Here is a 12,212-nt window from a genome sequence, read left to right on the forward strand (position 1 = left end):
TCGGGAGGACGGCGGGTTTAGAGGAGGTGTTTGAAAAATCTATTCCGCCGCAGCCAGAAGCTTGCGCTCGCGAGCGGCCCGGAGGCGGGCGAAGTCATCGCCGGCATGATGCGAGGAGCGCGTCAGCGGGCTCGACGAGACCATCAGGAAGCCCTTGGAATAGGCGACAGTCTCATAGGACTTGAACTCCTCCGGCGTCACGAAGCTCATGACGGCATGGTGCTTGCGCGTCGGCTGGAGGTACTGGCCGATGGTGAGGAAATCGACGTCGGCGGTGCGAAGGTCGTCCATCAGCTGGAGCACTTCGTTGCGCTCTTCACCCAGGCCCACCATGATGCCCGACTTGGTGAACATCGTCGGGTCGAGTTCCTTCACGCGCTGCAGGAGGCGCACGGAGTGGAAATAGCGCGCGCCCGGACGGACCGTCAGGTAGTTGCCCGGCACGGTTTCCATGTTGTGGTTGAAGACGTCGGGCTTGGCGGCAACGACGCGCTCCAGTGCGCCTGGCTTCTTCAGGAAGTCCGGCGTGAGGATTTCGATGGTCGTCAGCGGTGAGGCCGCGCGGATGGCCCAGATCACCTTTTCGAAATGTTCCGCGCCGCCGTCATCCAGATCGTCGCGATCCACCGAGGTGATGACGACATGGCTCAGGCCCATCTGCTTGACGGCCTTGGCGACGTTTTCGGGCTCCGCCATGTCGAGCGCATTCGGCTTGCCCGTCGCCACGTTGCAGAAGGCGCAGGCGCGGGTACAGATCTCGCCCATGATCATGAAGGTCGCGTGCTTCTTGTCCCAGCACTCGCCGATATTCGGGCAACCCGCCTCTTCGCACACCGTCACCAGCTTATGCGAGCGCACGAGATCGCGCGTCTCCTGGTAGCCCTTGGAGACCGGTGCGCGCACGCGAATCCATTCCGGCTTGCGCAGCACTTCCGTGTCCGGCCGCTTGGCCTTTTCCGGATGGCGCACCCGCTTGGCATCGGGCGAAGGATTGGTGCGGTCGAGAATGGTGACCATGTCGTTTCCACTTTCCTGGCAGGCTTTGCGCCTGTCCTGCGGACACTGAAAAGATGAGCCCGCCTCATGTGGAGGCGGGCTTTAGCACGTTCAAGCGTTCAACGCACGCCCATAGGCATCCAGCACGCTTTCCTTCAGCGTTTCGGAAATCGTCGGATGCGGGAAGATCGTGTGCATCAGCTCTTCCTCGGTCGTCTCGAGGTTCATGGCGATGACGAAACCCTGGATCAGTTCGGTCACTTCCGCACCCACGAGGTGGGCGCCGAGCAACTCGCCAGTCTTCTTGTCGAAGATCGTCTTGACGAGGCCTTGGTCTTCGCCGAGCGCGATGGCCTTGCCATTGGCGACGAAGGGAAAACGGCCGACACGGATGTCGCGGCCCTGCTCCTTGGCCTTGGCTTCCGTGAGGCCGACGGAGGCAACCTGCGGGTGGCAATAGGTGCAGCCCGGGATCTTGGACTTGTCCATCGGGTGGACGTTCGGAAGGCCGGCGATCTTCTCGATGCAGATGACGGCCTCGTGCTCGGCCTTGTGGGCGAGCATCGGGGGACCGGCGACATCGCCGATGGCGTAGATGCCCGGCACGTTGGTCTTGCCGTAGCCGTCGATGGCGATGAAGCCGCGGTCTGTCTTCACGCCGAGCGCCTCAAGGCCGATGTTTTCCACATTCGCCTGCACGCCGACGGCGGAGATCATGCGGTCGGCGGTGATCTTCTCGACCTTGCCGTCCTTCATTTCGACATGGGCCGTAATCGAGTTGGCACCCTTCTCCACCTTGGTGACCTTGGCCTCCAGATGGATCTTCATGCCCTGCTTCTCGAACTGCTTCTTGGCGAGCGCGGAGATTTCAACGTCCTCAACCGGCATCACCGTCTTCATGACTTCGACGACGGTCACGTCGACACCAAGCGTGCGGTAGAAGGACGCGAATTCGATGCCGATGGCGCCCGAGCCCATGACGAGCAGCGACTTCGGCATTTCTTCCGGCTTCATCGCCTCGAAATAGGTCCAGATCAGCTTGCCATCCGGTTCGATGCCCGGCAGTGCACGCGGACGCGCACCGGTCGCGATGACGATGTGCTTGGCCGTATAGGTGCCTTCCGGCAGAACGGTCTTCGGCAGCGGCGCCTGCGGCTGCTGGATGGCCTTCGCCGTCTTGGACACGACGATCTCACCCGGCTTGGTGATCTTCGCCTCACCCCAGATGATGTCGACCTTGTTCTTCTTCATCAGGAAGCCGACGCCGCCGTTCATGCGCTGCGCAATGCCACGCGAGCGGGCAACGATCGCCTTGAGGTCCGGCGTCACCGAGCCTTCGATCTTGATGCCGTAGTCACCCGGGTGCTGTGCGTAGTGGAAGATTTCCGCGGAGCGCAGCAGCGCCTTGGTCGGAATGCAACCCCAGTTGGAGCAGATGCCGGCGAGGTGCTCGCGCTCGACGATGGCCGTCTTCAGGCCCAACTGGGCGGCGCGGATCGCGGCAATGTAGCCGCCCGGACCCGAACCGATAACGATGACGTCGTAAGTCTGAGCCATGTCGTTTCCTGCCTTTTCTCTGGGCCGCGCGCGGATTGCTGCTGCCGCCTGTTGTCTTTTTACAATCCGAGCATCATGCGCACGACGGGCTCGAGCCCGCGGCCAATCGCCCGTGTGTTTTCAGCATCGAGGTGCACGCCATCGAGCGGCGTTGTCCTGGCGACCGACCCGGCATCGAAGAAGCCGCAACCGGTCTCATCCGCGAGGTCCGCGTAAAGTGTCGCCAGCATCGCCGACTGTTCGACGCCACCGGTATACATCGCCGAAAAGGCAACGTTCGCCGTCTCGCAGATCGGCGGCGGCGAAACGATGAGGATCTCCGGCCCGCCCTCGCCGCTGAACGACCAGGCGTGGTGACGCACCAGCTCCACCAGCCGTTCCACGCCGCGCACCGCGCCAAATGCCGTTCCGCAGATCGTCGGCTTCATGTCGTTGGCGCCGAGCAGAAGGATGACGAGGTCGATCGGATCGTGGCTGTGCAGGATCGTCGGCAGGATGCGCACGCCGTTGCGGTCGCAATCCGCCAGATGATCGTCATAGGCGGTGGTGCGGCCGTTCAGGCCCTCTGCGATGACGGTGACATCAGGTCCCAGAGCCTTTGCGAGCACGCTCGGCCAGCGATCCTCGAAGGCATGCCGGTCGAGCGTTTCCGCACTGTAACCCCAGGTCAGGCTGTCGCCGTAGCAGAGAACCGTCTTCATGGCCGCACCCCGCGTATCAGACGAGCATCCCCATCGGGCTTTCGATGTAGCGCTTAAAGGCACCGAGCAGTTCGGCACCGAGCGCTCCGTCGACGGCGCGGTGGTCGGTGGAGAGCGTGACCGTCATCGCGTTGACAATGACCATCTGGCCCTTCTTGACCACGACCCGCTCCGTGCCGGCACCAACCGCCAGGATCGTCGCGTGCGGCGGGTTGACGACGGCAGCGAAATTCGAGACGCCCATCATGCCCATGTTGGAGACCGCAGTCGTGCCGCCCTGGTATTCTTCCGGCTTCAGCTTGCGTTCCTTGGCGCGCTTGCCGAGGTCCTTCATCTCGTTGGAGATGGCAGACAGGCTCTTCAGCTCCGCCTTGCGGATGATCGGGGTGATCAGACCGCCCGGGATCGACACGGCAACACCGACATCGGCATGCTTGTGCTTCACCATATTGGTGTCGGTCCAGGAGACGTTGGCATCCGGCACATCGCGCAGGGCAAGTGCCATGGCCTTGATCACCATGTCGTTGACCGAGAGCTTGTAGGCCGGCTTGCCGTCCTTCTCCGGTGCGGAACTGTTGATCTGGGCACGCAGCGCCAGAAGCGCGTCGAGCTCGACATCGACCGAGACGTAGAAGTGCGGGATCGTCTGCTTGGATTCCTGCAGGCGCTTGGCAATGGTCTTGCGCATGCCGTCATGCGGCACGAGGTCGTAGGAACCCTGCTCGAACAGCTTGAGCACGGATTCTTCCGACATGCCCTTCGGGGCAGCGGCCGGAGCGGCCGAGGCGGCAGCAGCCGGGCCTGCGGCAGCGACGGGCTTGGCACCGCCAGAGGCGATGGCAGCCTCGACGTCCCGCTTGATCACGCGACCGTTCGGGCCGGAACCCTTGATCGACATAGCGTCGATACCGGCTTCCTTGGCGATACGACGGGCAAGTGGGGAGATACCATTGCCAACTCTATTGCCGTTGTCCAAAGTTTTCGTAGCAGCGGGAGCCGGAGCGGCAGCAGGCGGCTTTTCGGCTTCCTTCGGCACTTCCGCAGCCTTGGCTTCCGCCTTCGGCGCGGTCGAACCACCGCCACCAGCGGCGGCAGCGCCAACATCTTCGCCATCGGCGGCGAGGATGGCGATGAGGCTGTTGACCTTCACGCCTTCCGTACCGGCCGGCACGACGAGCTTGGCGACAACGCCCTCGTCGACGGCTTCGACTTCCATCGTCGCCTTGTCGGTCTCAATCTCGGCGATGACGTCACCGGATTTCACGGTGTCGCCTTCCTTGACGAGCCACTTGGCAAGATTGCCCTCTTCCATGGTGGGCGAAAGGGCCGGCATCGTGATGTTGATCGGCATACTCAACCCTCCCCTTATTTGTAGCAGACGGTTTTGACCGCCTGGACGACTTCACCGACATTCGGCAGCGCCAGCTTTTCGAGGTTCGCGGCGTAGGGCATCGGAACGTCCTTGCCCGCAATCGTCAGGATCGGCGCATCGAGATAATCGAAGGCCTGCTGCATGACGCGGGTCGCGATCTCGGTGCCGACGGAGGACTGCGGATAGCCTTCTTCCACGGTGACGAGGCGGCCGGTCTTCTTGACCGATTCGATGACGGTCGGCAGATCCATCGGGCGGATGGTGCGCAGGTCGATCAGTTCGACGTCGATGCCGTCCTTCTCGAGTTCCGCGATTGCCTTAAGGGCATAGGTCATACCGATACCGAAGGAGACGACGGTGACGTCATTGCCCTTCTTGTGGATACGCGCCTTGCCAATCGGCAGGACGAAGTCGTCCATCTTCGGCACTTCAAAACTCTGGCCGTAGAGGATTTCGTTTTCGAGGAAGATGACCGGGTTCGGATCGCGGATGGCGGCCTTCAGCAGGCCCTTCGCATCGGCGGCCGTATAGGGCATGACGACCTTGAGGCCCGGAATCTGGCTGTACCAGGCGGCATAGCACTGCGAGTGCTGGGCCGCGACGCGGGCAGCCGCGCCATTCGGGCCGCGGAAGACCATCGGCGCACCCATCTGGCCACCCGACATGTAGAGCGTCTTGGCGGCGGAGTTGATGATCTGGTCGATCGCCTGCATGGCGAAGTTGAAGGTCATGAACTCGACGATCGGCTTGAGGCCGGTCATGGCCGCACCGACACCGACGCCGGCAAAGCCGTGTTCGGTGATCGGCGTGTCGATGACGCGGCGGGCGCCGAATTCCTGGAGAAGACCCTGGGTGATCTTGTAGGCGCCCTGATATTCGGCGACCTCCTCACCCATGACGAAGACCTTGTCGTCAGCGCGCATTTCCTCGGCCATGGCGTCGCGCAGCGCTTCGCGCACCGTCGTCATCACCATTTCCGTGCCGGCCGGGATATCCGGATCGGCGGCGACTTCGCCCTTCGGCTGGGCGGGAACGGGTGCTGCGGCAGCGGCCGGAGCGGTAGCAGGCGCTTCCGCCGGCTTTTCAGCGGCGGCAGCCTTCGGCGCAGCAACGGCGTCGGCGCTTTCGCCATCCTGCAGCAGCACGGCAATCGCCGTGTTGACCTTGACGCCTTCGGTGCCGGCGGCGATCAGGATCTTGCCGATCACGCCTTCATCGACGGCTTCGACTTCCATCGTCGCCTTGTCGGTTTCGATTTCAGCGATCACGTCGCCGGACTTGACGGTGTCACCCTCGTTCTTGATCCACTTGGAGAGCGTGCCCTCTTCCATGGTCGGAGACAGGGCGGGCATGAGAATCTCGATTGGCATTGGTGTCCCTCCCCGGATTACAGCAGGATGTCGGTGTAGAGTTCGGATGCATCCGGCTCCGGATCGGCCTGCGCGAAATCGGCGCTGTCGGCGACGATGTCACGGACGTCCTTGTCGATCTGCTTGAGATCGTCTTCGGTGGCCCACTTGTTTTCCAGAAGGCGCGCGCGGACCTGCTCGATCGGGTCGTGCTCCGAGCGCATCTTCTGCACTTCATCCTTCGAGCGATACTTCGCCGGGTCGGACATGGAGTGGCCGCGATAGCGGTAGGTCTGCATTTCCAGGATGACCGGACCCTTGCCCGAGCGGCAATGTTCGACGGCCTCGTCGGCGGCGGCCTTTACCGCGCGCACATCCATGCCATCCACCTGGAAGCCGGGGATGTTGAAGGAAGCACCGCGATGGGAGAAGTCGGTCTGGGCGGAGGCTCGCGAAACGGCGGTGCCCATGGCGTAGCGGTTGTTCTCGATCACGTAGATCACCGGCAGCTTCCAGAGCGCTGCCATGTTGAAGCTTTCGTAGACCTGGCCCTGGTTGGCAGCGCCGTCGCCGAAATAGGCGAGCGAGACATTGTCGTTGCCGCGGTACTTGTTGGCGAAGGCGAGGCCCGTGCCGAGCGAGACCTGCGCGCCGACGATGCCGTGGCCGCCGTAGAAATGCTTCTCCTTGGAGAACATGTGCATGGAGCCGCCCTTGCCCTTGGAAAGGCCGCCCCGGCGTCCGGTCAGTTCCGCCATCACGCCGCGCGCATCCATACCGCAAGCGAGCATGTGGCCGTGGTCGCGATAACCGGTGATGACCTGATCGCCTTCCTTCAACGCCAGCTGCATGCCGACGACGACAGCTTCCTGACCGATGTAGAGGTGACAGAAGCCGCCGATGAAGCCCATGCCGTAGAGTTGGCCGGCCTTCTCCTCGAAACGCCGGATGAACAGCATCTCGCGATAGGCCTTGAGGTCATCTTCCCTGGAGAATTCGGCGATCGTACCGCCGGTGAAGTCTTTCTTCGCAGGCTTTGCCGCAGTCTTGCGGCTGGACGTGGACGCGGTTTTACGCGGAGCCATCGGTTCCTCCCTTGGTTGCCCTTTTGACGAAACCATAGGGAAGAATGCCCGGCGTAGCAATGCTATAAATGCATGGCTTATATTCCGCGCAAGCCGCTGATTAGTAAGGCATATTTACGATTAACAAGATTTCAGTTAATCGACTATATCAGTGGAAAATAACGATTTCGTCGGCTCTGGACATATTGAGATACGAGCGCGCCTTCTCGTCGAGCATGTCACGCTCGAGCGAACCATCACTCATCAGAGCCACTTCTTTTTCCAGGATCTGGCGCTGCCGCACGAGCACGTCCAGACGCGCCTGCCGTTCCACTCTCTGTCGCTCGAAATCCTCCATTCCGCGCAAACCGAAGTCGCCATGCACGGAATGATACCCGAAGTAGGAAAGGAATGCGACCGTAATTACCGGCAGCGTGAGCCGCCCGAATTTCCGCTTTTTATGATGTTTGGTCCACATGCACGTGCCCCGATACGCAATACGATTTCCACACTAGCGCCGAGCGGTTAACCGACCATTGACCATGATGGACCGGGCAAAGAAAAAACCCGCACCTTGCGATGCGGGTTTTGCCGTTTCGGAAAAACTGTTTTTCGATCAGCCGCGCAGGATGCCGCGGCCGGCATACTTCGCCTGCGGACCGAGCTGTTCCTCGATGCGGATCAGCTGGTTGTACTTGGCGGTACGGTCGGAGCGAGCGAGCGAGCCGGTCTTGATCTGACCGCAGTTGGTGGCGACGGCGAGGTCGGCGATCGTCGAATCCTCGGTTTCGCCGGAACGGTGCGACATGACGGCCGTATAGCTCGCCTTGTGCGCGGTCTCGACGGCGTCGAGCGTCTCGGAAAGCGAACCGATCTGGTTGACCTTGACGAGGATCGAGTTGGCGACGCCCATCTTGATGCCGTCGCGCAGGCGGGACGAGTTGGTGACGAACAGGTCGTCACCCACGAGCTGAACCTTCTTGCCGATCTTGTCGGTCAGCGACTTCCAGCCGTCCCAGTCGTCTTCCGCCATGCCGTCCTCGATCGAGAAGATCGGATACTTGCCGGCAAGCTCTGCCAGGTATTCAGCCATGGCTTCCGGTTCCAGCGTGCGGCCTTCGCCTTCAAGCACGTATTTGCCGTCCTTGAAGAATTCGGTCGAGGCGCAATCGAGCGCGATGTACATGTCCTCGCCCGGACGGTAGCCGGCCTTCTCGATCGACTTCATGATGAAGTCGAGGGCAGCCGGAGCCGAAGCGAGGCCCGGCGCGAAGCCGCCTTCGTCACCGACATTGGTGTTGTGGCCGTCGGCAGCAAGCTGCTTCTTCAGTGTATGGAAGACTTCCGAGCCCATGCGCACGGCGTCGCGGATGTTGTCGGCGCCAACAGGAACGATCATGAATTCTTGGAAGTCGATCGGATTGTCGGCATGCGCGCCGCCATTGATGATGTTCATCATCGGCACCGGCAGGATACGGGCGTTCGGGCCGCCGACATAGCGGTAGAGCGGCAGGTTGGCGGCCTCAGAGGCGGCCTTGGCGACGGCGAGCGAAACGCCGAGGATGGCGTTGGCGCCGAGGCGTGCCTTGTTCGGCGTACCGTCGAGTTCGATCATCGTCTGGTCGACGGCGATCTGGTCTTCGGCCTCGAGGCCGCCGATCGCTTCGAAGATTTCGCCGTTGACGGCGGCGACGGCATTTTCGACACCCTTGCCGAGGTAGCGCTTGCCACCGTCGCGAAGTTCGACGGCTTCGTGCGCGCCGGTCGATGCACCCGACGGAACGGCCGCGCGGCCGAAGCTGCCATCCTCGAGGTGCACGTCCACTTCAACGGTGGGGTTGCCGCGGCTGTCGAGAATCTCGCGGCCGATGATGTCGATGATAGCAGTCATGGATATCGTCCTGGTTCGGGGTTTATTAATCGATTAAAATCCACTTTTAATCGAGGATGCAGAAATTACAATGGCGTTTGCGCCCAAGAAAAAACGGATGACACGGGATCGTGTCATCCGTTTGAAGTGTCTCACGCCTTGGCGATGTCGTCGAAGGCCACCAGCTTTTCCAGAAGCCGCGGCATGTCTTTCAGATGCACCATGTTCGGGCCGTCAGAGGGCGCATTGTCGGGATCCTCATGCGTCTCGACGAAGAGGCCGGCGATACCGACCGCAATCGCGGCACGCGACAGCGTCTCGACGAATTTCCGGTCGCCACCCGACGAACCGCCCTGCCCGCCCGGCTGCTGCACGGAATGGGTCGCGTCGAACACGACGGGCGCGCCGAGCGAGGCCATGATCGGCAGCGAGCGCATGTCGGAGACGAGCGTGTTGTAGCCGAAGGAGGCGCCGCGCTCGCAGAGCATGACATTCGGGTTGCCGCTCTCGGTGAATTTCGCGAGCACGTTCTTCATGTCCCAGGGAGCGAGAAACTGGCCCTTCTTGACGTTGATGACGCGGCCGGTCTTGGCGGCGGCGACCAGCAGATCGGTCTGGCGCGACAGGAAGGCGGGGATCTGCAACATATCGACGGTCTTCGCGACGATCGCGCACTGCTCTTCCGTATGGATGTCCGTCACGACGGGAAAGCCGAAATCCTTCTTGAGGTCGGCGAAGATTTCCAGTGCCTTGTCGAGCCCGATGCCGCGCTTGCCGGAAAGCGAGGTGCGGTTCGCCTTGTCGAAGGAGGATTTGTAGACGAGGCCAATGCCGAGTTTGTCGGTCATTTCGACGAGCGCGCCGGCCATCATATAGGCATGGTCGCGGCTTTCCATCTGGCAGGGGCCGGCAATCAGCGAAAAGCGCGCGGCCTGCGAAAAGGTGACCTTCTTCGGCCCTTCGCCGACGATGACGGTCGAGTTTGTTTGCATTTTATTCTCCGAAGACAAAATGGACGCCCTGACCGGGCGCCGGCGGCACCACGATACGGTTGTCGCGTATCTGTAACATGACACCACGCTGCGTAAGTACGCGCTGACAGGCTTCGAGGCTGGCAACCTTGAAGACGACCGCCCGCCCCTTCAAGCCACGGTCCGCTCCGGATGTCGGCGCAATACCGTAGAAACCTTCAAGCCCGGCATCGTTCAGAACGGTGATGCGGCCACGCGGCGTATCCACGGACATGCCGAAGGACAATGCCTCGACCTCGCGCTCATCCGCCGCTTCCTGCACCAGATACTGAAAATCCGTAGGGTTTTGCTCGGACAAAACGACCTCGCCAAGAGCAACAACGCCGTTCTCGTGCTCTTCCAGCGCCTTGCGGTCGGAGGGCAGCGGCAGGACGCGTTGCGAGGCGAAGAAAAAGAAATCGGGGCTGCGCAGATCCGCGGCAAAGGCGAGCCGGAAGCTGCCGGTGGCCGACGTGCCGTCGGGCAGCAGCATGTCGCGGGAAAACTCAAGGACCGAGCCGCCGGAAAGCCCGGCCGCTCCATAGCGCCTGTCATCGTCCCGCGCGTCCGACGTTGCCATGGCGATGCCGGAAAAACCTTCGAGACCGCGACGAAAGCGGAAGGCCTGGTCCCTTGCGACGAAAGCATTGCCGTCGCGCGCCGCTTCCTCGCATTCCTCGCGGTTGGCAATGCCGAGTGGTTCCAGGTAGCTGCCATCGGAGAGGAAGACGCAACAGTTCTCCGTGCCGAAGGGATGGCGGGCGTCCTTGGCGACGGTAAACCCCAGCGCGGTCAGACGGTCGCGCGCGACACCGAGATCGGACACCGGCAGCACCAGATGGTCTATCGGGCGGGGCGTTCTCGAACTCACGGTCATGGCTAAAAATCCGCTCGTGTTTCAGGCGCCCCGTGCTTTGCATGCTTTGCGCCTGCAATGCAAGCGCGCAAGGCGCGCATCGGGAACGGAAGGAACTTTTCCGCTTGCCGGCCATTGCTGGGGATCATCTCACCCGGAGTTCTGCCATCGCTCAATCCCAGGACATCACCCGCCAGCGCCCCTTGCACGAATCCCGACCCCTTTGGGCAGACTCACCGCGCCTCTCCGTACGCCTGCATCCAAAACCCTCTCAGCGGGACTATGACGTCATCATCGTCGGCGCCGGCATTTCCGGCGCGCTGATGGCGCACGCTCTGGCAGATGGAAAGCGCCGCGTGCTCGTCATCGATCGTCGCAAGCCCGTTCATGGCAGCACGCTTGCCAGTACCGCCATGATCCAGCACGAAATCGATATCCCCCTGCACAAGCTCACCGAAATGATCGGCGAAGCTGACGCCCAGCGTGCCTGGCGTCGGTCCGCCCGTGCCGTCGAGCAGCTTACGCAGATCGTTGCCGATCTTGACCTGTCCTGCGGCTTCGAGCGCAAGAAGACCCTCTTCCTTGCAGGCGGCGCCTATGGACAGCGAGCGCTGCGCAAGGAGGTCGAAAACCGAAAAACTGCCGGCATAGAGGCTGATTTCCTGGACACGGCGACTCTCGCCGAGCGTTTCGCCATAGAACGTACCGGCGCCATCCTCAGCGACATCTCCGCATCCGCCAATCCCGCCCAGATGGCCGCGGGGATCCTGCGCGCGGCAATGGCGCGCGGCGTCGAAATGGTCAGCCCGCTCGAGATCACCGATGTGCGTGCGACAGCTGACGGTGTTTTCCTCGCGACATCGGAGGGTGAAATTCTCTCATCGGCGTATGCCGTTTTCTGCTCCGGCTATGAATTCCTGGAGGCCGTGGCGGACAGGAACCATGCCATCGTCTCCACATGGGCGCTCGCCACGCCGCCGGGCACCAGACTGCCGGGCTGGCTGAAAGACTGCATCGTCTGGGAGGGTGCCGATCCCTATCTCTACCTGCGCCGCTCTCGGGACGGTCGATTGATCGTCGGCGGCGAAGACGAGGACAGCGAAGACGCCTATGGCTCACGGACAAAGCTGAAGCGAAAGGCAAAGATCATCCGCCGCAAGGCCGAAGCGCTGCTCGGCATCACGCTGCCGGAGCCGGATCACGTCTGGGCAGCGCCCTTTGGCGTCACCCGTACCGGTCTGCCGCTGATCGGCCGTGTTCCAAGCCTTCCGAATGTCTTTGCCGTCATGGGCTTCGGCGGCAACGGCATCACCTTCAGCCAGATCGCCGCCGAAATCGTCTCCTCTGATATTGCCGGCCACGGCGATGGCGATGCGGAGCTTTTCGCCTTCGAAAAACCGTGACGAAACGCCATCCGGCGGCGGCGATATTCCCCTT

At 62.1% G+C, this 12,212-nt stretch carries 10 protein-coding genes and 1 pseudogene; 1 reads left to right on the forward strand and 10 read right to left on the reverse strand.

The features are described 5' to 3' along the window. Positions 1-39: 39 nt before the first annotated feature. The 10 genes and pseudogenes from lipA to MUO32_RS23270 form a co-directional block, all read right to left on the reverse strand. A pseudogene (lipA, locus tag MUO32_RS23225) lies at positions 40-1,053 on the reverse strand (lipoyl synthase); the annotation flags it as partial. A gap of 54 nt (positions 1,054-1,107) precedes the next feature. Then, positions 1,108-2,553 (reverse strand): dihydrolipoyl dehydrogenase, encoded by a 1,446-nt coding sequence (gene lpdA / locus MUO32_RS23230; RefSeq protein WP_257950748.1) that lies wholly within the window; start codon positions 2,551-2,553, stop codon positions 1,108-1,110. Between the two features lie 59 nt (positions 2,554-2,612). Then, positions 2,613-3,254, reverse strand: coding sequence for an SGNH/GDSL hydrolase family protein (locus tag MUO32_RS23235; protein ID WP_069058694.1), 642 nt, complete (start codon positions 3,252-3,254; stop codon positions 2,613-2,615). Between the two features lie 16 nt (positions 3,255-3,270). After that, positions 3,271-4,605, reverse strand: a complete 1,335-nt coding sequence (locus MUO32_RS23240) for a pyruvate dehydrogenase complex dihydrolipoamide acetyltransferase (protein ID WP_257950749.1) — start codon at positions 4,603-4,605, stop codon at positions 3,271-3,273. A gap of 14 nt (positions 4,606-4,619) precedes the next feature. Then, positions 4,620-5,996 (reverse strand): pyruvate dehydrogenase complex E1 component subunit beta, encoded by a 1,377-nt coding sequence (locus MUO32_RS23245; RefSeq protein WP_257950750.1) that lies wholly within the window; start codon positions 5,994-5,996, stop codon positions 4,620-4,622. A gap of 17 nt (positions 5,997-6,013) precedes the next feature. Next, positions 6,014-7,060, reverse strand: coding sequence for a pyruvate dehydrogenase (acetyl-transferring) E1 component subunit alpha (gene pdhA / locus MUO32_RS23250; RefSeq protein WP_257950751.1), 1,047 nt, complete (start codon positions 7,058-7,060; stop codon positions 6,014-6,016). 148 nt (positions 7,061-7,208) lie between these two features. Further along, complete coding sequence (locus MUO32_RS23255; protein ID WP_257950752.1) at positions 7,209-7,517, reverse strand: septum formation initiator family protein; 309 nt, start codon at positions 7,515-7,517, stop codon at positions 7,209-7,211. Between the two features lie 138 nt (positions 7,518-7,655). Further along, positions 7,656-8,930 carry a phosphopyruvate hydratase gene (eno, locus tag MUO32_RS23260; RefSeq protein ID WP_257950753.1) on the reverse strand — a complete coding sequence of 425 codons (1,275 nt, stop codon included), beginning with the start codon at positions 8,928-8,930 and terminating at the stop codon, positions 7,656-7,658. Positions 8,931-9,061: 131 nt separating this feature from the next. After that, a complete protein-coding gene (gene kdsA / locus MUO32_RS23265; RefSeq protein ID WP_257950754.1) occupies positions 9,062-9,901 on the reverse strand; it encodes a 3-deoxy-8-phosphooctulonate synthase in 840 nt (279 codons plus the stop codon). A 1-nt stretch (position 9,902) separates the two neighbouring features. Beyond that, on the reverse strand, positions 9,903-10,796 hold the full coding sequence (locus MUO32_RS23270) for a VOC family protein (RefSeq protein ID WP_257950755.1): 894 nt from the start codon (positions 10,794-10,796) through the stop codon (positions 9,903-9,905). Between the two features lie 104 nt (positions 10,797-10,900). On the opposite strand from MUO32_RS23270, the gene MUO32_RS23275 reads away from it, so the two are divergent. Further along, positions 10,901-12,178 carry an FAD-binding oxidoreductase gene (locus MUO32_RS23275; RefSeq protein WP_257950756.1) on the forward strand — a complete coding sequence of 426 codons (1,278 nt, stop codon included), beginning with the start codon at positions 10,901-10,903 and terminating at the stop codon, positions 12,176-12,178. The last annotated feature ends 34 nt before the right edge of the window (positions 12,179-12,212 follow it).

This window comes from Shinella sp. CPCC 101442, from assembly GCF_024704725.1.
In the GTDB taxonomy this organism is placed as follows: domain Bacteria; phylum Pseudomonadota; class Alphaproteobacteria; order Rhizobiales; family Rhizobiaceae; genus Shinella.